This is a genomic window from Tenacibaculum maritimum NCIMB 2154 (assembly GCF_900119795.1).
Classification (GTDB): domain Bacteria; phylum Bacteroidota; class Bacteroidia; order Flavobacteriales; family Flavobacteriaceae; genus Polaribacter; species Polaribacter maritimus.
Map to the genome: position 1 here is coordinate 2,912,636 of NZ_LT634361.1, position 26,843 is coordinate 2,939,478.

Here is a 26,843-nt window from a genome sequence, read left to right on the forward strand (position 1 = left end):
ATCGCAATCGTTTTGGCGCAACGCTTTATCGCCGCTCCTCTTTCTTTTATCATACGGTTATAAAATACCTTTTCTTTCCCTTATAAAACCTATAAAAATACCATTATGTTATACATAATACATTTAAAATTATAACTATATTCGCAAAATGATGGTAACTGGAACCTCAAAAAACTCCTTAATCACTAATCAACCTGACTAAAATGAAGAAAATTCAACATATAGTAACGATAACTCTTATCTTTTTATCTTTTATTTCATCTTTTGGACAAGCTAAATTAAAAATTACAGATCTTCCTAAGATACCTGCTTTAAAAAAAGGAACTAAATCACTAGGTTATGCGGGAATGCTAGGCGGCACTCATAACGGTGTTATTTTAGCTGCTGGAGGAGCTAACTTTCCTAACGGATTGCCTTGGGAAGGGGGCAAAAAAGTTTGGTATAAAAATATTTACGTACTCAAAAATAACGTTTGGAAACAATCTGCAACAAAGCTTCCCATTCCTCTAGCCTATGCTGCTGCTGTTTCTACTAAAGACGGCATTTTAACTATTGGCGGAAATAATGCTACTTTTACAAGTAATAAAGTTTTCTTACTTACTTATACTCCTGCTTCTGATCAGGTAAAGGTTATAGCGTATCCAAGCTTACCCGAACCGCTAGCTTATACCGCTGCTGTTTTGGTTGATGGCTATGTGTATGTTATGGGGGGTAAAAATATGCATAGAAGTACCAATTCTTTTTACAGACTGGACCTTAAAAATAAAAAACGTTGGGAAAAACTAGTGGATTTCCCCGGGTTGCCAAGAGCTCTTCATTGTGCTGTTGCTCAGGAAACATCTACCTCTAAAAAACTGTTTGTATTTGGTGGAAGAAATCAAGTTGCTGGAAAAAAATCACAAACACTTACTAATTATTTGTCTTATGACTTAAAAAAACATACTTGGAAAAATGAAGGAGATATTGTAATTGACGGAAAAACCAACGTATTGATGGGAGCATCCGCAGCAGCTATTGGATCCATGGGAGTGGTGTTATATGGTGGAGGAGACGAGGTACTGTTTGATAGATTAGAAAATTTGGCATTGCAATTAAAAACAGTTCCTAATGATAGTTTGGCTACGGTGCTACAGCAACAAAAAAATACCATTCTTAACAATCATCCTGGTTTTTCTAAAAATATTTTAGCTTATAATACTATTACTAAAAAGTGGTTTGTATATGATAGCCTTGCCACCAAGCTACCTGTTACTGCGCTTTCTTTTAAAAGTGGCAATGATTTTACTATCATTTCAGGAGAAATTTCTCCTGGAATTCGTACTCCAAAGGTGCAACAATTTAAAATTACAGATACCGAACATGCTTTCGGTTTTATAAATTACAGCGTTCTTGTTTTGTATTTATTCATTTCTGTTTTGATAGGGCTTTATTTTGCTAGAAAGCAAAAATCTACTGATGATTATTTTACTGGTGGCGGTCGTGTTCCTTGGTGGGCATCAGGGTTAAGCGTATTCGGAACTTTGTTAAGTGCAATTACTTTTATGGCTATTCCAGCCAAGGCATTTACTACTGATTGGGCTTTCTTTTTTCTTAATATTACCGCTATTTTAATTACCCCTGTAATTGCCTTTATCTTTATTCCTTTTTTTAATAAATTAAAAATAAAAACTGCTTATGAATACCTTGAGGACAGATTTAATTATACTGCTCGGGCTTTTGGTAGTTTATCATTTATCTTATTTCAATTAGGAAGAATAGGAATTATATTATTACTTCCTTCTTTAGCCATTTCAATTGTTACAGGGATTCCCGTAGAAGCTAGCATTTTGATTATGGGGTTCTTATGTATATTTTATACTGCTTTTGGAGGAATAGAAGCTGTTATATGGACGGATGTAATGCAGGTGATTGTTCTTCTTGGAGGAAGTGTGTTGGCTGTAGTATGGATTCTACTTCATACAGAGGCTTCTTTTAATGATATGATTAGGTATGCTTCAGAAAAAAACAAATTCAATGTTATTAATACCAACTTTGATTTTACAGAAGCTACTTTTTGGGTGGTGCTTATTGGTGGGTTGGCATCTGCTATGGTTACGCAAGGAACAGATCAAACCATCGTGCAACGTTTTTTAACAAGTACTAATGTAAAGGATTCTCAAAAAACACTATATACCAATGCCGTTCTTACGTTGCCTGCTAGTATCATTTTTTTTGGTATAGGAACATTGCTTTTTATATTTTATAGTGAAATGCCTAGTGCATTGTCTCCTGCTATTTCTAATAACGATTCTATTTTTCCTTGGTATATCGTGCATGAGCTACCAATAGGGGTTTCAGGGTTATTAGTTGCAGGAATTTTTTCTGCTGCCATGTCTAGTATTAGTAGCAGCCTTAACTCTGTATCTACGGCTTACTGTAATGACTTTTATGCTCACTTTAAGCCTAATGTAAGTGATGTAAAATTGCTCCAAATAGCTAGAATGGTTACTGTTGCTACTGGTATCTTAGGGGTTTTATTGGCGCTTTGGATGGCTAGCTCAAATATTAAATCTCTTTGGGATCAATTTTATCGTTATTTAGGTCTGTTTACTGGAGGACTTGGAGGAATGTTTCTCTTAGGGATGCTTACTAAAAGAGCAACGGCAAAAGGTACTTTACTAGGGTTACTTTGTAGTGCTATTTTGATATGGTATGTTAGTAATTTTACGGAAATTAATTTTTTGATGTACTCTTTCTTTGGAGTGGTTTCGTGCTTTGGCTTCGGATACTTATTCAGTTTTATCTTTACTGAAAAGCCTTCTGGTACTCGCTAAATTACTGTATTTATTTTTATAATAAAGCCGTAGTATCATGCTATGGCTTTGTTTTCTTTTAGTAAAAGTACCGCTTGATGTTAACAGGAGCTTGATACTTCCTACTAACCATCGGCTATTTACATGTTTTCAACCTAGAATAACGCCTAAAAAACAGGGGCTTCTCTCTTTTCTTTATTTAAAAGGTCTATTTATTACGGCAATAGCAATTGTTACAAAAAGTAGTGGCTAATTATACACCACATTAACAATTAACAAACAACAACTTAAAAATTAATTAGTTATAATTTCTTATATCCAACTCAACTGCAATAGTTTTTGTTAGTTTTTCTCCAGAGACTTCTACTATGGGTGGTTGGTATTCTGCAAAATTAGTGATAGTGATTTTTATTTTTTTAGTATTTCCAAACCTATTAGCCAATCATTTTTATGGTGTTGGCATCATTAATGATTTGATTTAAGTAACATACTTTTTATTGAAAGTTACTAGTATTAGACAGAATGTGTTGTATCAGAAAACCTTTACGATTTTTATATTTTATAAGTAGATAGACCTCTTCGCTATTTTTTTGTTTGTTTCTTTCTCTTTTACTGCTTCGGTTGTTGTATCGGTTGGTTGGTTTGCCAACTTTTAACGGTTCTTTTCACACTTAAATCTAGCTCCTATTCATCTATAATTCAATAACCATACAATTGCAACAGTTGTTTTTAACTTTATATTGGGTGCTATTCTGAAACTTTTTTATGACAGTATATGGAGTATTAGTTTACGATACCATCCTAATGCCTTGTTGCACCATCCTGATGCCTTGTGACACCATCCTGATGCCTTGTTGCACCATCCTGATGCCTTGTGACACCATCCTGATGCCTTGTTGCACCATCCTGATGCCTTGTTCCACCATCCTAATGCCTTGTTGCACCATCCTAATGCCTTGTTGCACGATCCTAATGCCTTGTTGCACGATCCTAATGCCTTGTTGCACGATCCTAATGCCTTGTTGCACGATCCTAATGCCTTGTTGCACCATCCTAATGCCTTGTTGCACCATCCTGATGCCTTGTTGCACCATCCTGATGCCTTGTTGCACCATCCTGATGCCTTGTTGCACCATCCTGATGCCTTGTTGCACCATCCTGATGCCTTGTTGCACGATCCTGATGCCTTGTTGCACCATCCTGATGCCTTGTTGCACCATCCTGATGCCTTGTTGCACCATCCTGATGCCTTGTTGCACCATCCTGATGCCTTGTTGCACCATCCTGATGCCTTGTTGCACGATCCTAATGCCTTGTTGCACGATCCTAATGCCTTGTTGCACGATCCTAATGCCTTGTTGCACGATCCTAATGCCTTGTTGCACGATCCTAATGCCTTGTTGCACGATCCTAATGCCTTGTTGCACGATCCTAATGCCTTGTTGCACGATCCTAATGCCTTGTTGCACGATCCTAATGCCTTGTTGCACGATCCTAATGCCTTGTTGCACGATCCTAATGCCTTGTTGCACGATCCTAATGCCTTGTTGCACGATCCTAATGCCTTGTTGCTTGAATTGCCTAATAAATTTGTCCCAAATTTATTAGGCAATTCAACATCTTTTTAAACAGAGAACTGTTTGAAATGCTATTTTTTGTTCAAATAAATTCAAATTCTTTGATAAGAACCTCCAGATTACAGAAAATTTCGATTATTTTAGTATCAGAAATCGTAAGCACTATCTTTTTAGCTTATTGTATATCAAACATCCTAACATATTCAATATGCTGCTTTTATACTAGCATAAAACATAGCTTCTTACGTAAAACTCATATTATTTTATATCATAAAATGATTTAAACTTTTTTTGATGCCTGCTAATTTATCTTATTTGCCCCTAATTCTAACTTTTTCTCACAACGTAGCTAAGGCTATATCACTCAAAAAAGACTTATTAGGACAAAAAATCCTAAACTTTCGCTTCAAAGCAAAAAGTTTAAATCAGTTCATTGTAATTAATATGTTATACATAATACATTTTTATTTATTTTAGCACGAAGTTCTTTTTAACAGATTGCTTTATATCACAAAAAGGTACTCTACGATGCCAATTTGATTGGTTAGCCCAATGGTTAATACAGTTGGCTTCTTGTATAAAAAACACCAAAACACACAACATATTACTAAACATGAAAGACATTAACTACAAACCCGCAGGTCAATTTGAAGAAACTCGCTTTGAAAAAATACACAATGTTATTTTTAATAATTCCAATGAAGCATCTATTAGCGTTGCGCAAGAAATTGGGCAGCTTATTAAAGACAAACAGCAACAAAACCAACCATGCGTTTTAGGCTTAGCTACTGGTTCTTCTCCTATTAAAGTGTATGAAGAATTGGTAAGAATGCATAAAGAAGAAGGGCTTAGCTTTGCTAATGTTATTACCTTTAATTTAGATGAATACTTTCCTATGCAAAAAGATAGCATTCATAGTTATCATTATTTTATGCATGAGCATTTGTTTAATCATGTAAATATTCCTGCTGAAAATATTAATATTCCAGACGGTACGATTTCAAAGGAGGAAGTTCGTCAATATTGCATTGATTATGAACTTAAGATCCAACAAGCAGGAGGTTTGGATTTTCAGTTATTAGGAATTGGTAGAACAGGACATATTGGGTTTAACGAACCTGGTTCTCATTATAACTCTGGTACTAGAGCCATTCGACTGCATCATATTACACGAACCGATGCAGCCAGTGCTTTTTTAGGTGTAGATAATGTTCCTAGAAAAGCGATTACTATGGGAATTGCTACTGTAAAAGCAGCAAAAAGAGTTGTTTTATTAGGATGGGGGCAACACAAAGCTGCAATTATAAAGGACACTATTGAGGGGCCAATATCATCACAAGTACCTGCCACTTATTTGCAACAACATCATCATACTACATTTATACTAGACAAAGAGGCGGGTAGTGAACTTACAAGAAATAAAACTCCTTGGTTAGTTGGCCCTTGTAAATGGACTCCTTCATTAAAAAGCAAAGCGATTGTTTGGCTATGTGAGCAAACTCAAAAAACAATTCTTAGCTTAACCGACAAAGATTATAACAATAATGGCATGTCTAGTTTACTAGCGGAAGAAGGCGCTGCTTATGACCTTAATATTGAAATGTTTAACAAACTACAACGTAGCATTACAGGATGGCCTGGGGGGAAACCAAATGCAGACGATTCCAACCGACCCGAACGCGCTACTCCTGAGAAAAAAAGGATTCTTATTTTTAGTCCACATCCTGATGATGATGTCATTTCTATGGGAGGTACTTTTGACAGGCTTGTATCACAAGGTCATGAAGTGCATATTGCTTATCAAACTTCTGGAAATATTGCTGTATCTGATGAAGAAGCTTTGAAATTTGCTGAAATCGCAAAAAAAATAAGTACTCAGCCTAAAGAAGTTGATGCGTTAATTACACAGCTACATTGTAAAAAAGAAAACACTATTGATCCTTTAGAAATAAGACAGCTAAAGGGGTGGATCAGAAAAAGTGAATCTCTTGCTGCCACTAGATATATGGGAATTAAAGATCGTCAAGTTCATTTCTTAAACTTGCCTTTTTACGAAACAGGAACCATCAAAAAGAACAAAGCTTCGAAGGCTGATATTTCTATCATGACTGCTCTTATTACGCAGATAAAACCGCATCAAATTTATGCTGCTGGTGATTTAGCAGACCCTCATGGAACTCACAAGGTATGTTTAGATATTATTTTTGAATCTCTAAAAGAGCTAAAATCACAAGCTTTTATGAATGATTGTTGGGTGTGGCTATATAGAGGCGCATGGCATGAATGGGATATGCATGAAATTGACATGGCAGTTCCTATGAGTCCTGATCAAATTTTAAAAAAGAGACACGCCATATTCTACCATCAATCGCAAAAAGATGGTGTCATGTTCCAAGGAGATGATACGAGAGAGTTTTGGATGCGTGCTGAGGAACGAAATAGAGAAACTGCTCAAAAATACCATCGTTTAGGCCTTCCTAATTATCCTGCTATGGAGGCTTTTGCTAAATGGGAGTTTTAAGGTGGGTATTTTTTTAAAAAACAGTTATTTATATTTGGGTTTTTAAAAAATTAATGTACTTTTATACACATATTAGACACTATTTTAGGTGCTTTCTCTTTCTTCCAAAATAAAATAATGTCAAAAGTGAAGAAGCCTTTGGGTTTAAAAAAGAGAAAATTTCAAAAATTTGTTTTTGGAGGGTTCTCTTTTTTGTATGGTATATTAGCCTCTAAAAAGAGCTTTTAAAAAATAAATTTTTATCAATCTATAAAAAACAATATTATGGGATCATTCAGAGCCGTGTTTACTTTTGAAGGCAAAGAATTTGATGTACTTTACTCCAAACATGAGTTCAGTAGAAATACAGATAAAAAAGGAAAGCCTTCTTCCAATATTTTAGGTGGAAGGGTAGAAATTTCTTTTGAATCTACAGAAGATACAACTGTTATAGAAGCAATGCTTAATAGTCAATTTAAACCAGTAGCTGGTAAAATTACCTATAAAAAGACGGAAGAGGATGCTAAAATGAAGGAGCTTGAGTTTCACAATGCTTATGTTGTATATTATAAAGAAACGTTAGACGTTAATAACGAAATACCAATGACTACTAAAGTGGTTTTTTCTGCAGAAGAAATTACCTTAGGAAATGCCGCCTTACACAATCGTTGGCCAAGGGCATAAGGAGTTTTAAAGGATATCCTTTTAATTACGACTTTATAAAAGCCTTCCTCTAACATTTATATGAAGGCTTTTTGAAAAAATTGCTGTCGTGTAAACGACATAAATACTATTAAAAATTGCTGGTGTAGTGTTTGTTATGATGATAAGAGATTTAAAAAAAATTGCATGTATAATTGTTATTATTGGATGCGTAATGCTTAGAAAAAGTAAGCTCTTTTTCTAAAAAATTTGTATTCACCTCTTGTCTATACCATTTTACAACAGTTAAAAACAGTTCATTAAAAAAATTGGCTATTTTTTATATATGCGACCATTGCATATGACAATGTGTAACTTATTAAAAAATGAGTGCCTAATATCATTAAAATAAAAAACTATGACATCTGAAAACAGACAAGTAAGCATCCATGGAGAATTTATCAAGGGGTATCAATCTATTTATTTAAAACAAAAAATAAATGACCATCATTCCTTTACCATGACCATTGACTTAGAAACTATTGAAAACCAAGGTGCTTACACTATTGACAAATCTAAAGAATGGCTTGGCAAAACAATTATTATTAGTGTTCATGAAAAAGATTTTACAGGCATCATCACCCATATTGGTTTGCACCATGCTAATGGGCATCATGGGCAAATTGTACTGTCTGGGTATTCTTCTACCATTGCCTTAGAAAATGGGAAACACCTCCAATCTTGGCTAAAGAAAGACCTTGCAACTATTGTACAGGCCGCTGCCAAACACCCTAAAATAACAGCTAGTGTGAAACCTGAATATGCTTCTCCAATTACGTACGAATCGCAATATATGGAAACTCATTTTCAGTTTTTACAACGCTTGGCGAAGCAATATCACGAATGGTTTTATTATGATGGTGATACCTTATTTTTTGGAAAACCTGAAAAAGAGGATGCTATAGAGCTTGTTTATGGTATTGATATTGACGAAATTCAAATAGGGGTTCAAGTACAAGCCAGAAAGTATGAATCTTTTTCTTACAATTCTTTTGCTGATGAGCAATATAACGCACAAAGTCCTGATACTCCTGCGGGATTGAATGAACTCGGGCAATTAGCTTTTAGTGCTTCTCTAGACACGTATTTGCATCCTACCAATGCTTATTCTCCAATGCGAATTGGCAATACCTCTGATTTAGATACTTATTTAGAAAAAAAACAACAAAGTGCTTTTGCCAATGCAAACTATATTTCTATAACATCAAAAAAGAGAGGGCTCACTGTTGGTAGTATTATTGATTTGCGTTCAGAAATTTTTGAAAAAAAAGGCTCTTTTTCAAACAAAAGACATGGTAAATATATCATTACAGAAATTACTCATAATGCTAATGTAGGAAATGCCTATCATAATCACATCATCGCCTTGCCTGCTGATATCAAGACGCTTCCAGAACCGAATATCCATTTTCCATTGGCTCAAACGCAAATGGCAACGGTGATTGACAATGAGGATCCTGATGGAAAAGGACGCGTACAGGTTCGTATGCACTGGCAAACTGGAGAAATGAAAAGCGCGTGGATACGCGTGCTAACTCCTGATGGTGGTAGTAGTGATATGGTTGCTGCCAATAGAGGGTTTGTTTTTATTCCTGAAATTGGTGATCAAGTACTTATTTCTTTTAGATACAATGATCCTAACCGACCTTTTGTTATGGGAAGCTTATACAATGGGCAAACAGGTGCAGGAGGCAGCTCTAAAAATAAAATAAAAAGCATTACAACTCGTAGCGGAAGTACTATTACTTTTGATGATGATAACGAAAAAGGAAGTATTTTGGTAAAAGATGGAGCAGGAAACACAGTAATTCTTAATGGTAAAGATACTGTTTCTGTGACCGCCAATGATACCATCAGTCTTTCTACAGGAAATTCAAGCATTACGCTTAAGAGTAATGGGGATATTGCGATTGTAGGAGACAATATTAGTATTTCTGGAAGCCAAACAACCAGCATGGCAACCAACGATTCTACCTTTAATACCGAAGCAGGAAAAAGTACGATTAACGGAAAAAAAGTGGCGGTATCAGGTACACAAACTGTTGCTATTAATGGACAATCCAAAGCTACTTTATCGTCATCAGCAACTACCAGTATTGAAGGAACTATTGTTAAATTAAATTAACCGCATTTGTAAATGGATCTAAAAACTTTTTTTCAAGAAAATACATGGGCTAGTCAGCTTACCTTAGGTATTATCATCACCCTAGTTGCTATTTTTATGTTTTTTAAAACCAAAAACACCCTGGATGCCCTCGCAGCAAAAAATCCCGAAGCCGATTTTTTTGGAAATACCTTTGGAAAAACTTGGGGGCGTATCATCCCCTTCCTCCTATTTATAAGTTGTATATTATTAAGTTGGTTTTTAACTACATTATGAAGTCGTTTTCACTTTTTCTTATGCTTGTAAATTTGTGCTATTTTAGTTTTTCTCACAACCTAGCTATATTTTCATTAGCGCAAAAAGTCCTACATTTTACATCGCTTCTATATTAAAAATAATACCATGAACAACCCCATTCAAAAACGTTTTGACGAATTAGTATTAAAATGGTCAATCGCAACACAAATTCCTAAAGTAAATATCATTCGTATTCATGCCCAACATGATGAGCAATCTTTTATAAATGATTTCTTTGAATACATGCTAGCTTTAGATACAGAACAAGACGATCTTGTTTTTTTACTAGAAACTCCTTGGAGTACTCTTGCATCCTTTTCAAGTACTTTATTAGATGAATTATATGACACCATTACTCTTTGGAACACAGCAGAAAAACCCGATGGGCTTTCTACTGAAAAGATTCCTTGGGAACCCGATAAAAAAGCAGTTCAAAAAGGCAATCACGCAGCTCTTTTTGCTAATAACATAAATACCTTGGCAAATTTATTGGTTCCTGATAAAAATACCGTCGTAAGTTTTATTATAAAAATGCCTTTTGCTAGCAAACAAAATGCCAATCGCTGGCTAAAACAGCTTCTTGAAAAAGGACTTGAATCTCATATTCGTATTGGCATTGCTGATACGGATAGCTATCCGCTATTTGCTAAAATAGCCGCTTGGTATCCTACAGAAGTATATACAATGCATCCTAATTTGGATATAGACGGTGCTGTGGAAGAAATGGCCGCCATGGGAAATCCGAATGCTCCTGAAGTGGGGTATAGAAAACACCTTGCTAAATTGATGACTGCTGTAAAAAATAGGGATGAAAAAATGGTGGATACCTCTGCTAAAAAATGCTTAGAAATTGCTAGTGATAATTTACAGAAAGATGCGAATTGGCTAGGGCAAATAATACTCGTATATACGACTCTTTATAACGATCAAATTGGATATAAAGACTATCCAAAAGCCCTCTTCTTTGCAAATAAGGCGGTAGAGGCAGGCAAGCTAAGTATTGGCAGAATAGAGCCTGCTACTGCATATAGATTGTACGGGCAAACTCTTTTAGGTAGAGGTGCTATTGCTAGTTTATTAAAGAAGCATGAAGATGCCTGTAATGATTACCTTACCGCTGCCAAATCATATGAAAAATGCAACGATGCCATCATGCAATGTGAAAGTACACGTTTGTTTGCTGAAAAAGCCATGGATGCAGGATGGGATAAGAAGGCAGTACTCCACCAACTGGTGGCTGCTTTTTATTTGATAGATCAAATGACACCTGAAAGTTGCACACAATCTACCTACCCTTGGCTTATTAAAATATTGTACTATTGGAACGGACGTAAAAAGGTGCTTTCTGATGAAGAAATGAAGGAAAAGCTAGCTCCTTATTTCGGTGAAAATTTTATGGAAAAAATACATCAATACGGAAAAGCTAGCTCCGTAAAAGAAACTGCTTATCAGCACTAAAAAACAACATATATGGAAAAATTTAGCTCTTTTTTTGACAACTTATTTAACAATATTCGAAGCAACCCTTCACTAGCTGGCTTCGTTATTTCTGGTATTGGTGGCATTATGCTTATTGCCGTAATTATGGATGCTGACTGGATGTTAGAGGGAGGAAATGGCTTTTTTAACATTGCTTCTATTAGCAACTATTTTGGTAGGAATATAGCCCGTGTTCTCATGGCTTTTTTATCTATTATTATCATTGCTGCTGGCTTATTAATTGCTTGGGGGCATAGTAACTAACCTTAAAAAAACGTTATGACAAAGATACCAACACATAAAAAAGGAACCACTGGAAATCAACACAAAACTACTTCTTATGATAACAGTAACTATTATGATCAAGTAAGTAGTAATATCCATAACTCATTAGGCACACAAGCAGCAGCGCTTGGTGATACTGCTAAAAATACGGAACAGGTGCTCCATAATGATGCCTTATCTACACCTACCAAAGTTACTGCTGTAGCATTAAACGTTGCTGAGGCTGGTATGCAAGCTATGGGAGCTTTAGGAGCTGTAGATGATGCTTTAGAGAGTGCTTTATTACCCGTGTTAGGTGCATTGGGTATGCAAGGGCTTGCTTGTTTGCCTATTAGCAAACAACTAGATCCTGTAATGGGCATTGACATTCATTTTGTTACCATTCCGCCTTCTCCAGCTCCTATTCCAATGCCACACCCTTATATCGGGATGCTATTTAGAGCAAAAGATTTTGCCTCCGCAGCAATTGCTAGCGTCATTCCTGCGCCTCCTACCCCTCCAGCAGTTGAAAATCCACACGCTCCTAATGAACAGGAGCAACAAGCATTAAACACCAATAAAGCCGCTAACTTAGGACATATGGCTGCTTCTATGGTGATAGGAATGTTAGGAGCTACGGTAAAAATAGGAGGCTATCAACCTAGAGCTGTTGCTGGAACTCCTACTAAAAGCATTCCGCATTTTCCTATGGGAACTGGTTTTCACCCTGCTTTTACGATGGTTGATAAGAATATTGGTCATGCTTTTATGGGCAGCTTATTTACATTGGCAGACCAAGATCCTATAAGCGGAGGCCCTGCGCATTTGCATTTAAATTGTAATGATGTAGGAATTGTATCTCCTCATGACCTGCGTCCTAGTAAAAATACAGAAACGGATAAGGATGCTAAAATTAATTTGTATTTGCCTACAGGAGTCATCAACCCTATTCCTCCTGCTAGAAGTATCCTCACCAACCCTGTGCCTGCTCCTATGAATCCTGTTTCTGCTATAAAACAACTCTTTAAAGCTAGTTTAGGGAGGTTTTATAAGAAAAAGGCGAAAGGATTGGCAGATAAACTACATACTAAGGTGCATCAAAAAATTAAGACAGGAAAGCTGCGTAAAATGCTCCATAAAGCTATTTGTACGGTTACAGGGCATCCTGTGGATGTAGCTACTGGAAACTTTTTTACAGATGAGGAAGATTTTTATTTGCCTGGACAAATTCCTATTTCTTGGGAACGTACTTATTATAGTAATAGTGACTACCAAGGGCCTTTGGGCTATGGCTGGCACCATCTATATGATATTGCCTTGCATATAGACCAAAGTAGAGGCATTTTATCATTGCGTATGAATGACGGAAGACCCATTGCTTTTCCGATTCCTAGCATAGCAATGCCTCAATACAATCGGCAAGAGCGCTTAGAAGCTCAGGTAACAGCCGAAGGACGGTATCGTATTTGGAATGAAAAAGAAGGTGTTTTCTATTATTTTACTGAAAATTCCTATGCAGACTTACATCTTATAGAAACCATTGCTAATAAAAATGGTTTTGGTATTCAGTTTACCTATAATACTCAAGGGCATCTTACTAGAATAATAGATAGTGCTCACCGAAAATTGGAGGTAGTGAACGATGCTGAAGGACGTATTTTAAAAATATATGCCCCGCATCCTGAAAAGTATGAAAGTACTTTTATTATTGCTGCATATACTTATGATGAGGAAGGAAACTTGATTTGCCAAACCAATGCCGAAGGAGATGCCATGCATTTTGCTTATAAAAATCATTTGATGGTACAGGAAACATGGAGAAACGGACTTTGTTGGTTTTTTAAATATGATGGCAATACTACAGGGGCTCGTTGTATTCATACTTGGGGAGATGGTGATATTTACAATCATAAGCTCCAATTTTACGAAGGACTTACTAAGGTAGAGAATAGTTTGGGGCATCTAAAAGCTTATTATCATAAAAACGGACTGGTATATAAACGTATAGATCCTAATGATGCGGAGCATACTTGGTGTTATAATGCGTATAACGAACTTCTTTCAGAAACGGACCCAGAAGGGGCTAGCTTTTTATATGACTATGATGCGCGTGGAAATCAATTGCAGGAAACGGCTCCGAATAGTGCAACTACTTTATTGGAATATGAAGATTTTGACCACCTTTATTTGCCTACTCAGGTTACGGATGTATTGGGCGGCGTATGGAAACGTACATATACCTCGGAGGGAAATTTACAAAAAACTAGCAATCCAAATGGAGCTATTACCCAATTAGATTGGAAAGATGGGTTGCTTTCTCAGATTACGGATGCCTTAGGAAATACGACTCTTTTAAAGTATGACAAACACTATAACCTCGCACAGGTTATTAGCCCTACTGGAGCTACTACTTCTTTTGTGTATGATGATTTGGGTAGAAATACCCAAATAACCAATGCTAAAGGAGCGCAACAGCTTTTAACATATGATTTGCTTGGTAGGGTTATTGGTGTGCATGATTTTGATGGCAATTGCATACAGCTTTCTTATGATGGTATTGATAATTTATTGGAATATAAAGACAAAGACCAAACTGTGAAGTATAAATATGCTGGAATGTGGAAACTAACTTCTCGGAGTGATGCGCGTGGAAGAACTGATTATTTTTACAATACGGAAGAGCAATTAACACAATTGGTTAATGAAAATAATATTTCTTATTTGTTTACTTTAAATGAGGTAGGGGATGTTATTAAAGAGCAAGGATTTGACCGAGGGATTACGCATTATAAACGTGATAAAGCGGGAAAGATACTTCAAAAAAATGACCCTGCTGGGCGTACGTCTCTATATACTTATACCAAAGACGGACAGGTTTGTGAAATTACCTATCATGATGGTACTACGGTAAGCTATGATTATAATGCGGCCGGACAATTGGTGGAGGCTATCAACTCAGATGCCACGGTACGTTTGGAGCGTAATATTTTAGGGCAAATTACTAAAGAAACGGTAAATGGTGTGCATATTACTCATCAATATAACCACATAGGGCAACGTGTGGGCTTACAAAGTAGCTTAGGTGCCAATATGCAATTTGAGTTTGATGCGTTAGGACAGCTTACGAAACAACAAGCCAATGGCTGGCAAAGTGAATTTGAATATGATTCCTTGGGTCTTGAAACCAACCGAAAATTATTAGGGGGCATTAGCCAACAAAGTAGCTATGACAATATAGGCCGATTAACAGGGCAACAGGTAACTGGTGGAGGCAATCGCAAACACCACCGCCAATACCGTTGGGGGGTTAATGACCGATTGCAAAGTATTATAGACAGTGCTACTGGAACTACGGAATTTCAATATAGTAAAACAGGGCACTTAACTTATGCTAAGTTTGGCAACGGAACCGTACAGCACCGAACGGCGGATAAGGTAGGAAACCTATTTGATAGCCCTAATAAAAAGGACCGTACTTATAACTACCGCAACCGTTTAGAAAAAAAAGGCAACTGGCATTATAAATATGATGATGTAGGAAACTTAATAGAAAAATACAAAAAGAAAAAGGGACTGTTTGAAAGCAAAACCCAACATTGGAAATACAAATGGAACGATGCTGGTATGCTACAAGAAGTCATACGACCTGATAAGGAAAAGGTTTCTTTTAAATACGACCCATTAGGCAGAAGAATACGCAAAGAATTTAAAAAGACCACTACCCGTTGGGTTTGGAACGGCAACACACCACTACACGAGTGGAAACAACACAAACAACGCCATTACACAGACGAAGGTAAACGAGCTGATTACATAGAAAAATACAACCAAATAACTTGGGTATTTGAAGAAAATTCTTTTGTCCCTTGCGGAAAAATAAAAGACAACAAAAAATTTAGTATCTTAGCAGACCATTTAGGTACGCCTACACAAATGTATAATGAAGAAGGCGAGCAAGTATGGGAACGTTCTTTAGATTTAAACGGAAAAGTAATTAACGGTAGTAATGCACCCTGCCCTTTTCTATATCAAGGGCAATACTATGATAAAGAGATTGAATTAGCCTATAATAGGTTTCGTTATTACGATCCTGATGATGGCAGGTATATTTCAAAAGACCCAATTGGACTACTGAGTGGTGAATATGGGTTCTATAATTATGTGGATGACCCTAATTTTTGGAATGATATTTTTGGACTTTCTAAAACATATAGTAAAAAAGAAATATCTGATGCGAAAGCTAGTGCTAAAAAGAAAGCTATAGAAAAAGCTAATAAACTAAGAGGAAACAAGAAACATCCCACAGTTATTACTATAGTAGCACATATCAAAACAGGAAGACTTTATGATGGGTATAGTGGTACTAAACCAACAAAAATTCATAAAAGCTTAAATGATGCATTGCCTAATTCTACAAGGGAAGTATGGGAAGTGAATAATTGTGGAGAAGTAGATGCTTATAATAAAGCTTTTACGGATAATCCAGGGAGTAAGTTACCTGATTTTACAGAAGTATCTATTGACGTCAAAAGTGGAACAATCAAAAAACCATGCAAAAACTGTAGAAGATGGGTACCATAAAAAACCAATTGAATAAAAAATCTCTAAATTTTCTAAAAAAGAATAGTTTAATAATTGAAAATTTAGATGAGTTGATAGATAATAATTCATTTAACAAATCATTAAAATTATATGAAGAAGCGCAATATAAATTGACTGAATCTGTTGTTGAATTTTTAAAATATTTTGCAAATAAAAAAATAAGGTTTAAGACTAGAAGAGGTAAAGACGAAATACATTTTAAAACGAAAAGAGTTCTTAATGTTACTAATTTAAAAGACTGGGAGAATACTTATAGAATGAAAGGGACTATTCCTTTAGGTTTAGTTTATTCAGAATATATGACTTTCTTTTGTGATGAAAAAGGATTAACATATGCCTCATTTGATTATACAGTTATTTTTTTAGGAAATTCGCCAATAGAAGGATTAAATAACATACTGAATGACAATATATTAAAAAAAATAGATTTTGACAATAGAGATCGTTCTTTAGATAAGAATACTTCTTTTAGAGTTAATTTTGAAAAATCAGACTACAAAGGTAAATTATATTCTTTTCTTACAGAACTAGGTGAAATTGAAGTGAAAAGTAAAAATACATCTTTTAAAGGAGAGAGTTTTTTTTCCATAGGAGGTCAAATTCTAATTCTTTTAAATGAGAATTATATTATTGAAAATATTAATTTTGGATTGGATTTATCTCATTATGATATAGTAGATGATTTTCCGCCTATTTTTATAGAGGAAGACAATGTTTTTTATAACTTAAAAGTAATAAAAGAAGATATTTATGATGCATTAAGTTTAAATTATACATCCGAAAAACGAACTATAAAAGATAAAAATAATAAAAGCTTTATGGTTTTATTATCTAATAAAGACAAGTATATAGGAAAGTATATCTCTGAAAATTTTATCGTCTTTTATAATGAATATAATTACGTTACAGGGTTTAAAATTATATTAAAAAATTAATAGAAATAGAAAAGTATGATTTATGACGACTTTAAAAAAATTATAACCTTTGCTACTGTTAATTTGTAGCTAGTGGCGAGTAAGAGTAAGCAATAAAGTTAGCCTATAATTAGGTTTCGTTATTACAATCCCGATGATGGCAGGTATATTTCAAAAGACCCGATTGGACTTGAATCTCGAGAAGCAAATTTTTATAGCTATGTTGGAGACTCGAATATTGAAATTGATGCATTAGGCTTAGCTAAGACTTATGGAAAGAAGGCATTCGACAAGAAATTAAATATTACAAATCGAATTTTGGAGAAACTTTCTGGAAAAAAAGCCTCTGATTTAGAAGCTGACTTAATCAAGCAAGGCTGGACTAAGTCAAATCCACAAGCAGCATTCCCTGATAAAATTCAACATACTGTATTTACTAGAACAACAAAATCAGGAGATACATATATACTTGATTACCATCCAGGAGCGGTTGCTCCTCAATCAAATATCCATAAAACAGACTATTGGAAGGTTTATAAAATTGAAAAAGGACAAGATGTTATATATGGTAGAGTAGGTCCAAAGGGATTTGAAAATTTTGATAAAATAACTGACTCCCCTGTATTTGTGGATAAAGTTTTAATGAATCCAATGTAATGATAAATTTTAAAGAAAAAATTGTATCCGGCAAGTCTATAGCGGGGATACATATTGGAAATACGATAGATGATATTCTATCAGAAGTGTACACAAAAGGTTATGAATTAGATATACAGGATTTCAGTAACAATCCGGTACCTGTAATTAGATATATAATTGATAAAGGTATAATCAAAATAGTAGCTTCAACTAAAGGAATAGTTAAAGCTATATTCTGTTCTAATGGATATGAAGGTCGGTATAATGACATTTTTTATCCAAATATGACAGTTGATCAAATTATTAAAAAAAGTGAATATCAAATTTTTCTACACGGTACATTAATGGTAAACAAAGATTTTGGAGTCGGTTATAATGTTCCTGAAGAGTATAGTCATTTGGATTATGTAGATCAATTACCCAAAGACTTATTACTTACCGAAATGTTTGTTATGAAAGAAGATTGGTGGAAAACTTAAAAAACCACGCTAGGGCGGAATTGTATTCCGTGCCGAGCACGAGTAAGTTTAACAAATAATACTAAAAGCAAAAAACCACGACACAAGTTGTGGTTTTTTAGTGGAATGCCTAGTTTGGTTATGACGATTTTTAAAAGCGTATAGTTAAACACCATAAGATTACTTGGATATTTGATGAAGGTTCTTTTATTCCTTCTGGAAAAATAAAAGACAACAAAAAATTTAGTATTTTAGCTAACCATTTAGGCACACCTACACAAATGTATGATGAGGAAGGGGAGCAAGTATGGGAACGTTCTTTAGATTTAAACGGAAAAGTAATTAATGGTAGTAATGCACCCTGCCCTTTTCTATATCAAGGGCAATACTATGATAAAGAGATTGAATTAGCCTATAATAGGTTTCGTTATTACGATCCTGATGATGGCAGGTATATTTCTAAAGACCCGATTGGACTACTGAGTGGTGAATATGGGTTCTATAATTATGTTGGGGATCCGAATACTTATACTGATATTTTAGGTCTATCTAAAAGTTACGCTAGAGGGAAAAAGAAACTTGACAAATACCGTAAAAATGGATCATTAGATGAAGCAAGTAATGGGCATTTAGATAAGCACGGTATGAGTAAAGATAGAATGAAAGAAGTTCTTGATGATCCTGATGCCGTTTTATACCACAACAACAATACCAATCTAGTTTTCCATAAAGATGGAGATGTTGTAGTTGTAAATACTAAAGAAAATAAGTTGATTACTAGCTATGGTGCATCTGACATGGATGGAAATGCTGTTAATTTAAGTAATTTACAAAATAGAAACGCTCTTATCCAAATAGAATAAAATGAATAAGATAATAGATAGAACTTTTATTATTGAATGGGGGTTACCTAAAAAATACATAGGAGATATCCAAGATTATTTTGGAGTAGACGAATCAGAAAATATATGTAGTATCAAAATTCAATTATTACATAATGTAGGTTCGAAAGTCTTAAAAAAAGAACCCCAAATCTTAGCTGCCATTCCTAAAGGCATTCAGCCTTTTGTAATTAAGGAATCGTTATTTAATACAAATAAGATTTTAAATAACCATTGTCAATTTTTGTACAAAGATGATATTATTTTTTCCTACACTAATAGTACACTTGATAATTTGATTAACTCTTCTTTGATTTACAAAATGTTCTCAAAAAATGTATTTGCTTTATTCGATGACAAAATGCAATTGCATTACATTATATTAAAGGATGTTTCGAAATTTAATTTTAATAAAATAAAAAGTTCATTTAATAATGAAAAAGTTATACCTCTATTTTTTAAAATCTATACTTATAATCAAGATGATGACACAGAATTAATAAACCTTATAAATGAAATAGAGATTTCTTTAGAAAAAAAAGATATAATTAATAATGAAATATGTCATTTATTAGAAGAAGAATTAGAATTTTTAAAAGAAGAATTAGAACTTTAAAAATCCCTCGCTAGCGCAAACATCATGCTTGTGCCAAGTACGAGTAAGTTTAACAAATAATACTAAAAACAAAAAACCACGACACAAGTTGTGGTTTTTTAGTGGAATGCCTAGTTTGGTTATGACGATTTTTAAAAGCGTATAGTTAAACACCATAAGATTACTTGGATATTTGATGAAGGTTCTTTTATTCCTTCTGGAAAAATAAAAGACGGTAAGCAATATGCTATAATAACCGACCATCTAGGAACACCAACCCAAGCATACACCAGTACAGGTGAAAAAATATGGGAACAAGAATTGGATTTAAACGGAAGAGTTCGTAGTATTGTAGGTAAAGATGGTTTTTGTAACATACGTTTTCAAGGACAGGTATATGATGATGATATCCAACTCTGTTACAATAGATTTAGGTGGTATGATGATCTTGATGGACGGTATATTGCAAAAGACCCGATTGGACTACTGAGTGGTGAATATGGGTTCTATAATTATGTTGGGGATTCTAATGGTTGGATTGATGTTTTTGGGTTAGAAATGATTCCCGTTGGGCGTTGGATGTCCCAAGTTGAATTGGATCAAATGCTTTCAACAAATAAAGTTATTGAGAGTGTTACAGGAACAACACATGTAGCTTCCCCAGCTAATATTGATGCTTTTGGTAAACAAGCCAAAAATGGTACTAAATATGTTGAGTTTGATGTTCCTAAAAGCACATTAGTTCCAACCAATGATGGGTGGGCTAAAATAATAGGTCCAAATTCTTTAGAAGGTCGTTTAGCAAAAAAGAAAGGAATTCCTGTACCTGAATTACCCAAAGTTGAAAACATTAATGTAAAAGCTGAAAAGATTGATGGAAAGATTAAGAAAATAAGTTGTGGATAATAATTATTAATATATATGTGGTTAAAAGAATTTAAAAACTGGGTAACTGACACTTTCCCAATAGATAAAAAAGATATTAAAGAATCTCCAAAAGACATTGATAAACAGAGCATTGTTATTGATTTTGAAAATGATATTGAAATTAAAAGATTTACTGTTTGGGATGATTTTAGCTGTGTGTATGAATCTATAATAATTGAATCGGAACAGTTTAATGTGTTAAAGCGACAAGAGTTTAAAGAGATAGGTGAATTGAAATTAATATTCAATGAATTTTATAATAATTAAAGCCAATAATTACCCGCTAGGGCGGAATTGTATTCCGTGCCGAGCACGAGTAAGTTTAACAAATAATACTAAAAGCAAAAAACCACGACACAAGTTGTGGTTTTTTAGTGGAATGCCTAGTTTGGTTATGACGATTTTTAAAAGCGTATAGTTAAACACCATAAGATTACTTGGATATTTGATGAAGGTTCTTTTATTCCTTCTGGAAAAATAAAAGACAACAAAAAATTTAGTATTTTAGCTAACCATTTAGGCACACCTACACAAATGTATGATGAGGGAGGTGAGCAAGTATGGGAACGTTCTTTAGATTTAAACGGAAAAGTAATTAATGGTAGTAATGCACCCTGCCCTTTTCTATATCAAGGGCAATACTATGATAAAGAGATTGAATTAGCCTATAATAGGTTTCGTTATTACGATCCTGATGATGGCAGGTATATTTCAAAAGACCCGATTGGGTTATTGGGTAACAACCCGAATTTGTATGCGTATGTAAAAGATAGTAATACGTGGGTTGATGTTTTTGGGTTAGATTGTTCTAAAAAAGGTAAGGCAACGATAAGGCAGTTTCATGGAGAAGGGAGAGCAGGACATTTCTCTATTGAAATAGAATTTAATGGAAAGAAATTACATACTCATCAAGTTATAACATCTCCGGATAAAAGTTCTACAAGAATTGTGGATGCAGATATATATAGTCCTAGCAGTAAATTAGCAAACAGTAAAACTATTGAAATACCTAATGCAGAAAATGCAATGGTTAAACAAAAAGATTTAATGAATAAGGGCGATTTAGGTCTTTATATAGAAACTGAAAACAGTTGTTTGACGCATGTAGCAGATGTAATGGAAGCAGGTGGTAATTCACCTGTTTTAAGAAATGAAAGAGGATTATTTGTATTTGCTAAAAGATTAGGTTTCGGAGGATTGTAAATATTAAAATTATGGCTTTATATTATAATTTAAAAACAAATTTTTCAGACAATATGATTACTCATTTTCAAAAAGAAATTTGTGATGCAATAAAGAATAATACACCATTAAAGGATTCTGATTTGGGCATTATTAAGGTAAGTTTTTATGATAAAGAAGAGTTTTTATTTGATTCTAATTATTTATTCTTTAAAGATTTCATTGATAAACATTCGCTGTTTTTTGAATATCATATAAGAAATGATAATGACGAAAAAAAGATAGAAATTATCAAAAATAGGACAGGAGGGCTTTTAGCAAGTCAGTTAAAAAACTATAAATATCTTACAGATATAAGTAAAAGCATCAGCTTATATAAAACTAAGAACACCTGCTCTCGCTAGTTTAAACTAGTGCCGAGCACGAGTAATTTTAACAAATAATACTAAAAACAAAAAACCACAGCGCAAGTTGTGGTTTTTTAGTGGAATGCCTAGTTTGGTTATAACAGTTTTTAAAAGCGTATAGTTAAACACCATAAGATTACTTGAATATTTGATGAAGGTTCTTTTATTCCTTCTGGAAAAATAAAAGACGGTAAGCAATATGCTATAATAACCGACCATCTAGGAACACCAACCCAAGCATACACCAGTACAGGTGAAAAAATATGGGAACAAGAATTGGATTTAAACGGAAGAGTTCGTAGTATTGTAGGTAAAGATGGTTTTTGTAACATACGTTTTCAAGGACAGGTATATGATGATGATATCCAACTCTGTTACAATAGATTTAGGTGGTATGATGATCTTGATGGACGGTATATTTCAAAAGACCCGATTGGACTACTGAGTGGTGAATATGGGTTCTATAATTATGTTGGGGATTCTAATGGTTGGGTGGATCCGTTTGAGCTTACAAAAACGTATCATGCAACTTCTAGAAGTGAAGCAAAGCAAAAAGCAAAAGAACATGCTGCTATTCCAAAGTATTTAAAAGAAGACATTCCTTTAGAAAGATTGAACTACACTAGTAGAGGAATAAACTGGGAAAGTATGAAGTCTAAGCAAAGGACTACACGTAAAACTAAATTAGGAGAGGAAAATAAGAAGAATACCCAGAATTATTGGGAAGAACATCCTGACGGTCATAATGACGATCATGCATTACATCATGATTCAGGTCATTTTCACTCTACGAGTTCATCAGGGGAAAGTATTATAATTACATACTAGATTATGAATCAAGCTGAAAAAATATTTAAATATCCAATACCAAATTATATTGATTATTTTGATGACTCGGAAGATTTATCAATAACACCATACGCTGTTAGCTATCAATATAGTATTGATAATAATGGGATTGGACCTTATGGCTTTAATACAATAAAAGCAAAAAAGTTGACTGATATACTTTTTTCAAATATTAAACTATGGAATGGTACTATTTTTAAAGAAGGTTTACAATCAATGTTTGGAGTTTCATTCTATTATGACAATTCATTCATTGAAGAACAGGAAATCGAATTGAAAAAATATTTCAGTCTAAAAAAGAAAAATTTACTTTTTGAAAGGTTTGGAAAGCCAACCACTCCATTAAATACTCCATTTATATTTGATCTTATACAAGAAAAAAAATTCAATTCTAAAAAAATAAATAAACTATTGGACATTAATCCTAATTTTTTTCTTAATGTTAAATACTCACCTGAAGGTGGTCAAACAATGTTGTTTTTTAACGAGGAAATTTGGAGTAAAATAAAGGAGTTTTGCGTAGAAAATGAGATTAACTACTCAGAATTAAACTCTATTGATAATTTGAAATCTTGGTAACTCCCCTCCGCTAGCGCAAGCATCATACTCGTGCCGAGCACGAGTAATTTTAACAAATAATACTAAAAGCAAAAAACCACGACACAAGTTGTGGTTTTTTAGTGGAATGCCTAGTTTGGTTATGACGATTTTTAAAAGCGTATAGTTAAACACCATAAGATTACTTGGATATTTGATGAAGGTTCTTTTATTCCTTCTGGAAAAATAAAAGACAACAAAAAATTTAGTATTTTAGCTAACCATTTAGGCACACCTACACAAATGTATGATGAGGAAGGTGAGCAAGTATGGGAACGCTCTTTAGATTTAAACGGAAAAGTAATTAATGGTAGTAATGCACCCTGCCCTTTTCTATATCAAGGGCAATACTATGATAAAGAGATTGAATTAGCCTATAATAGGTTTCGTTATTACGATCCTGATGATGGCAGGTATATTTCTAAAGACCCGATTGGACTTGAATCTCAAGAAGCAAATTTTTATAGCTATGTTGGGGATTCGAATACATGGATAGATGTTTTTGGGTTGGCAGGTTATAATAGTAAAAAGCACGGAAAAGTATTTGCTAGTGTAACTATTCTTAGTAGACGAAAAATAAAAAATTATCAAGTAGAAGTTCATGTTGATAGCCACGGACCTCATATACATATAGATAGAGGCGGCGGAAAAAAAGAACAATATATTAATATTACTAATATGAATTTAAATGATGCTCTGTCTCATTTACCTAACAAACTGAAAAAAGATTCTTCAGTACAAAGTGCTGTTCAAAAAGCAATAGATTATTAATCCTTATGAAAAAAACAAAAACACTATCCGTCAAGTATAACGATTCTGATATACCTCAAATTAAGATAAAAAAGAAGTCAAATTTAACTTTTAATTTAGACAATGAAAAAAATATTGAAATAGTGGGGAATAGAAAAGGCTTGAAATTATTAGCAAAAGCTCTTTTAGGCGTTGCCGGTTCAGAAAGAAAAGATGGATTTCATATTCATTTAGATGAACTTTATGAAATAAACAAAGAGAATAAAACTTTCCAGATATCAAAAAAGGAAGTTTAATTCATTATTTATTCAACATCTTAATTATGGTAAAAAAACCAACCGAAAATTATTAGGGGGCATTAGCCAACAAAGTAGCTATGACAATATAGGCCGATTAACAGGGCAACAGGTAACTGGTGGAGGCAATCGCAAACACCACCGCCAATACCGTTGGGGGGTTAATGACCGATTGCAAAGCATTATAGACAGTGCTACTGGAACTACGGAATTTCAATATAGTAAAACAGGGCACTTAACTTATGCTAAGTTTGGCAACGGAACCGTACAGCACCGAACGGCGGATAAGGTAGGAAACCTATTTGATAGCCCTAATAAAAAGGACCGTACTTATAACTACCGTAACCGTTTAGAAAAAAAAGGCAACTGGCATTATAAATATGATGATGTAGGAAACTTAATAGAAAAATACAAAAAGAAAAAGGGACTGTTTGAAAGCAAAACCCAACATTGGAAATACAAATGGAACGATGCTGGTATGCTACAAGAAGTCATACGACCTGATAAGGAAAAGGTTTCTTTTAAATACGACCCATTAGGCAGAAGAATAAGCAAAGAATTTAAAAAGACCACAACATGCTGGGTATGGAATGGCCATGTACCTTTACACGAATGGAAACAGTACCAACAACGCCACTATACTGACGAAGGCATACGAGCTGATAAGATAGTTAAACATCATAAGATTACTTGGATATTTAATGAAGGTTCTTTTATTCCTTCTGGAAAAATAAAAGACAACAAAAAATTTAGTATTTTAGCTAACCATTTGGGCACACCTACACAAATGTATGATGAGGAAGGGGAGCAAGTATGGGAACGTTCTTTAGATTTAAACGGAAAAGTAATTAATGGTAGTAATGCACCCTGCCCTTTTCTATATCAAGGGCAATACTATGATAAAGAGATTGAATTAGCCTATAATAGGTTTCGTTATTACGATCCTGATGATGGCAGGTATATTTCTAAAGACCCGATTGGACTTGAATCTCGAGAAGCAAATTTTTATAGCTATGTTGGAGACTCGAATATTGAAATTGATGCATTAGGCTTAGCTAAGACTTATGGAAAGAAGGCATTCGACAAGAAATTAAATATTACAAATCGAATTTTGGAGAAACTTTCTGGAAAAAAAGCCTCTGATTTAGAAGCTGACTTAATCAAGCAAGGCTGGACTAAGTCAAATCCACAAGCAGCATTCCCTGATAAAATTCAACATACTGTATTTACTAGAACAACAAAATCAGGAGATACATATATACTTGATTACCATCCAGGAGCGGTTGCTCCTCAATCAAATATCCATAAAACAGACTATTGGAAGGTTTATAAAATTGAAAAAGGACAAGATGTTATATATGGTAGAGTAGGTCCAAAGGGATTTGAAAATTTTGATAAAATAACTGACTCCCCTGTATTTGTGGATAAAGTTTTAATGAATCCAATGTAATGATAAATTTTAAAGAAAAAATTGTATCCGGCAAGTCTATAGCGGGGATACATATTGGAAATACGATAGATGATATTCTATCAGAAGTGTACACAAAAGGTTATGAATTAGATATACAGGATTTCAGTAACAATCCGGTACCTGTAATTAGATATATAATTGATAAAGGTATAATCAAAATAGTAGCTTCAACTAAAGGAATAGTTAAAGCTATATTCTGTTCTAATGGATATGAAGGTCGGTATAATGACATTTTTTATCCAAATATGACAGTTGATCAAATTATTAAAAAAAGTGAATATCAAATTTTTCTACACGGTACATTAATGGTAAACAAAGATTTTGGAGTCGGTTATAATGTTCCTGAAGAGTATAGTCATTTGGATTATGTAGATCAATTACCCAAAGACTTATTACTTACCGAAATGTTTGTTATGAAAGAAGATTGGTGGAAAACTTAAAAAACCACGCTAGGGCGGAATTGTATTCCGTGCCGAGCACGAGTAAGTTTAACAAATAATACTAAAAGCAAAAAACCACGACACAAGTTGTGGTTTTTTAGTGGAATGCCTAGTTTGGTT

General features: G+C 34.1%; 24 protein-coding genes and 1 pseudogene. All 25 read left to right on the plus strand.

Annotated features, from left to right (window positions below; translation table 11 throughout):
• The first annotated feature begins 203 nt into the window (after window positions 1-203).
• The 25 genes and pseudogenes from MARIT_RS12910 (at window position 204) to MARIT_RS13040 (ending at window position 26,723) form a co-directional block, all read left to right on the plus strand.
• Window positions 204-2,813: a sodium:solute symporter family transporter gene (locus MARIT_RS12910; protein ID WP_100211716.1), complete on the plus strand. Its 2,610-nt coding sequence runs from the start codon at window positions 204-206 to the stop codon at window positions 2,811-2,813.
• A gap of 872 nt (window positions 2,814-3,685) precedes the next feature.
• Window positions 3,686-4,420, plus strand: a complete 735-nt coding sequence (locus MARIT_RS12920; protein WP_157926283.1) for a hypothetical protein — start codon at window positions 3,686-3,688, stop codon at window positions 4,418-4,420.
• 562 nt (window positions 4,421-4,982) lie between these two features.
• Complete coding sequence (gene nagB, locus MARIT_RS12930; RefSeq protein ID WP_038025700.1) at window positions 4,983-6,890, plus strand: glucosamine-6-phosphate deaminase; 1,908 nt, start codon at window positions 4,983-4,985, stop codon at window positions 6,888-6,890.
• Window positions 6,891-7,154: 264 nt separating this feature from the next.
• Entirely contained in the window at window positions 7,155-7,553 is a 399-nt protein-coding gene (gene tssD, locus MARIT_RS12935) for a type VI secretion system tube protein TssD (protein WP_024741547.1), read from the plus strand.
• A gap of 376 nt (window positions 7,554-7,929) precedes the next feature.
• Window positions 7,930-9,696, plus strand: a complete 1,767-nt coding sequence (locus MARIT_RS12940; RefSeq protein WP_100211719.1) for a type VI secretion system Vgr family protein — start codon at window positions 7,930-7,932, stop codon at window positions 9,694-9,696.
• Window positions 9,697-9,708: 12 nt separating this feature from the next.
• Window positions 9,709-9,951: a hypothetical protein gene (locus MARIT_RS12945; protein ID WP_024741545.1), complete on the plus strand. Its 243-nt coding sequence runs from the start codon at window positions 9,709-9,711 to the stop codon at window positions 9,949-9,951.
• Window positions 9,952-10,077: 126 nt separating this feature from the next.
• Window positions 10,078-11,430: a hypothetical protein gene (locus MARIT_RS12950; protein WP_100211720.1), complete on the plus strand. Its 1,353-nt coding sequence runs from the start codon at window positions 10,078-10,080 to the stop codon at window positions 11,428-11,430.
• Window positions 11,431-11,442: 12 nt separating this feature from the next.
• On the plus strand, window positions 11,443-11,715 hold the full coding sequence (locus tag MARIT_RS12955) for an Imm17 family immunity protein (RefSeq protein WP_024741543.1): 273 nt from the start codon (window positions 11,443-11,445) through the stop codon (window positions 11,713-11,715).
• A 15-nt stretch (window positions 11,716-11,730) separates the two neighbouring features.
• The gene (locus MARIT_RS12960) at window positions 11,731-16,296 is read left to right on the plus strand and encodes a DUF6531 domain-containing protein (protein ID WP_100211721.1); all 4,566 of its coding nucleotides are present in this window, start codon (window positions 11,731-11,733) and stop codon (window positions 16,294-16,296) included.
• Complete coding sequence (locus MARIT_RS12965; RefSeq protein WP_100211722.1) at window positions 16,284-17,252, plus strand: SUKH-3 domain-containing protein; 969 nt, start codon at window positions 16,284-16,286, stop codon at window positions 17,250-17,252. The genes MARIT_RS12960 and MARIT_RS12965 overlap by 13 nt, the downstream gene beginning before the upstream one ends.
• 108 nt (window positions 17,253-17,360) lie before the next feature.
• Window positions 17,361-17,480, plus strand: a pseudogene (locus MARIT_RS16075) (RHS repeat-associated core domain-containing protein); the annotation flags it as partial.
• A gap of 69 nt (window positions 17,481-17,549) precedes the next feature.
• Window positions 17,550-17,888: a hypothetical protein gene (locus MARIT_RS12975; RefSeq protein ID WP_231975147.1), complete on the plus strand. Its 339-nt coding sequence runs from the start codon at window positions 17,550-17,552 to the stop codon at window positions 17,886-17,888.
• Complete coding sequence (locus MARIT_RS12980; protein WP_100211723.1) at window positions 17,888-18,349, plus strand: hypothetical protein; 462 nt, start codon at window positions 17,888-17,890, stop codon at window positions 18,347-18,349. Before MARIT_RS12975 ends, MARIT_RS12980 begins: the two co-directional genes overlap by 1 nt.
• 260 nt (window positions 18,350-18,609) lie before the next feature.
• Window positions 18,610-19,191, plus strand: coding sequence for an RHS repeat domain-containing protein (locus MARIT_RS12985; protein ID WP_100211724.1), 582 nt, complete (start codon window positions 18,610-18,612; stop codon window positions 19,189-19,191).
• Window position 19,192: 1 nt separating this feature from the next.
• Window positions 19,193-19,825, plus strand: a complete 633-nt coding sequence (locus MARIT_RS12990) for a hypothetical protein (protein ID WP_024742601.1) — start codon at window positions 19,193-19,195, stop codon at window positions 19,823-19,825.
• A 300-nt stretch (window positions 19,826-20,125) separates the two neighbouring features.
• Complete coding sequence (locus MARIT_RS12995) at window positions 20,126-20,710, plus strand: RHS repeat domain-containing protein (RefSeq protein WP_157926284.1); 585 nt, start codon at window positions 20,126-20,128, stop codon at window positions 20,708-20,710.
• Between the two features lie 15 nt (window positions 20,711-20,725).
• Complete coding sequence (locus MARIT_RS13000) at window positions 20,726-20,998, plus strand: immunity protein TriTu family protein (protein ID WP_100211726.1); 273 nt, start codon at window positions 20,726-20,728, stop codon at window positions 20,996-20,998.
• A 267-nt stretch (window positions 20,999-21,265) separates the two neighbouring features.
• Window positions 21,266-21,934, plus strand: a complete 669-nt coding sequence (locus MARIT_RS16080) for an RHS repeat domain-containing protein (RefSeq protein WP_167381786.1) — start codon at window positions 21,266-21,268, stop codon at window positions 21,932-21,934.
• Window positions 21,935-21,945: 11 nt separating this feature from the next.
• On the plus strand, window positions 21,946-22,317 hold the full coding sequence (locus MARIT_RS13010; RefSeq protein ID WP_100211728.1) for a hypothetical protein: 372 nt from the start codon (window positions 21,946-21,948) through the stop codon (window positions 22,315-22,317).
• Window positions 22,318-22,596: 279 nt separating this feature from the next.
• Window positions 22,597-23,148, plus strand: a complete 552-nt coding sequence (locus MARIT_RS13015) for an RHS repeat-associated core domain-containing protein (protein WP_157926285.1) — start codon at window positions 22,597-22,599, stop codon at window positions 23,146-23,148.
• Between the two features lie 3 nt (window positions 23,149-23,151).
• Window positions 23,152-23,748, plus strand: a complete 597-nt coding sequence (locus MARIT_RS13020; RefSeq protein ID WP_100211730.1) for a hypothetical protein — start codon at window positions 23,152-23,154, stop codon at window positions 23,746-23,748.
• A 261-nt stretch (window positions 23,749-24,009) separates the two neighbouring features.
• The gene (locus MARIT_RS13025) at window positions 24,010-24,537 is read left to right on the plus strand and encodes an RHS repeat domain-containing protein (RefSeq protein WP_167381787.1); all 528 of its coding nucleotides are present in this window, start codon (window positions 24,010-24,012) and stop codon (window positions 24,535-24,537) included.
• Between the two features lie 5 nt (window positions 24,538-24,542).
• Window positions 24,543-24,812: an Imm32 family immunity protein gene (locus MARIT_RS13030; protein WP_100211732.1), complete on the plus strand. Its 270-nt coding sequence runs from the start codon at window positions 24,543-24,545 to the stop codon at window positions 24,810-24,812.
• Between the two features lie 172 nt (window positions 24,813-24,984).
• A complete protein-coding gene (locus MARIT_RS13035; protein WP_157926286.1) occupies window positions 24,985-26,262 on the plus strand; it encodes an RHS repeat domain-containing protein in 1,278 nt (425 codons plus the stop codon).
• Complete coding sequence (locus MARIT_RS13040; RefSeq protein ID WP_100211723.1) at window positions 26,262-26,723, plus strand: hypothetical protein; 462 nt, start codon at window positions 26,262-26,264, stop codon at window positions 26,721-26,723. The genes MARIT_RS13035 and MARIT_RS13040 overlap by 1 nt, the downstream gene beginning before the upstream one ends.
• The last annotated feature ends 120 nt before the right edge of the window (window positions 26,724-26,843 follow it).

Excerpts from the sequence above, each read along its gene's own strand:
- MARIT_RS12960 (WP_100211721.1), top strand. The coding sequence starts at position 11,731 with ATGACAAAGATACCAACACATAAAAAAGGAACCACTGGAAATCAACAC.
- tssD (WP_024741547.1), top strand. The coding sequence starts at position 7,155 with ATGGGATCATTCAGAGCCGTGTTTACTTTTGAAGGCAAAGAATTTGAT.
- MARIT_RS12985 (WP_100211724.1), top strand. The coding sequence starts at position 18,610 with ATGTATGATGAGGAAGGGGAGCAAGTATGGGAACGTTCTTTAGATTTA.
- MARIT_RS13010 (WP_100211728.1), top strand. The coding sequence starts at position 21,946 with ATGGCTTTATATTATAATTTAAAAACAAATTTTTCAGACAATATGATT.
- MARIT_RS12950 (WP_100211720.1), top strand. The coding sequence starts at position 10,078 with ATGAACAACCCCATTCAAAAACGTTTTGACGAATTAGTATTAAAATGG.
- MARIT_RS13000 (WP_100211726.1), top strand. The coding sequence starts at position 20,726 with ATGTGGTTAAAAGAATTTAAAAACTGGGTAACTGACACTTTCCCAATA.
- MARIT_RS12980 (WP_100211723.1), top strand. The coding sequence starts at position 17,888 with ATGATAAATTTTAAAGAAAAAATTGTATCCGGCAAGTCTATAGCGGGG.
- MARIT_RS16080 (WP_167381786.1), top strand. The coding sequence starts at position 21,266 with ATGTATGATGAGGGAGGTGAGCAAGTATGGGAACGTTCTTTAGATTTA.
- MARIT_RS13020 (WP_100211730.1), top strand. The coding sequence starts at position 23,152 with ATGAATCAAGCTGAAAAAATATTTAAATATCCAATACCAAATTATATT.
- nagB (WP_038025700.1), top strand. The coding sequence starts at position 4,983 with ATGAAAGACATTAACTACAAACCCGCAGGTCAATTTGAAGAAACTCGC.
- MARIT_RS13025 (WP_167381787.1), top strand. The coding sequence starts at position 24,010 with ATGTATGATGAGGAAGGTGAGCAAGTATGGGAACGCTCTTTAGATTTA.
- MARIT_RS13030 (WP_100211732.1), top strand. The coding sequence starts at position 24,543 with ATGAAAAAAACAAAAACACTATCCGTCAAGTATAACGATTCTGATATA.
- MARIT_RS13040 (WP_100211723.1), top strand. The coding sequence starts at position 26,262 with ATGATAAATTTTAAAGAAAAAATTGTATCCGGCAAGTCTATAGCGGGG.
- MARIT_RS12945 (WP_024741545.1), top strand. The coding sequence starts at position 9,709 with ATGGATCTAAAAACTTTTTTTCAAGAAAATACATGGGCTAGTCAGCTT.
- MARIT_RS12940 (WP_100211719.1), top strand. The coding sequence starts at position 7,930 with ATGACATCTGAAAACAGACAAGTAAGCATCCATGGAGAATTTATCAAG.
- MARIT_RS12965 (WP_100211722.1), top strand. The coding sequence starts at position 16,284 with ATGGGTACCATAAAAAACCAATTGAATAAAAAATCTCTAAATTTTCTA.
- MARIT_RS12910 (WP_100211716.1), top strand. The coding sequence starts at position 204 with ATGAAGAAAATTCAACATATAGTAACGATAACTCTTATCTTTTTATCT.
- MARIT_RS12990 (WP_024742601.1), top strand. The coding sequence starts at position 19,193 with ATGAATAAGATAATAGATAGAACTTTTATTATTGAATGGGGGTTACCT.
- MARIT_RS12955 (WP_024741543.1), top strand. The coding sequence starts at position 11,443 with ATGGAAAAATTTAGCTCTTTTTTTGACAACTTATTTAACAATATTCGA.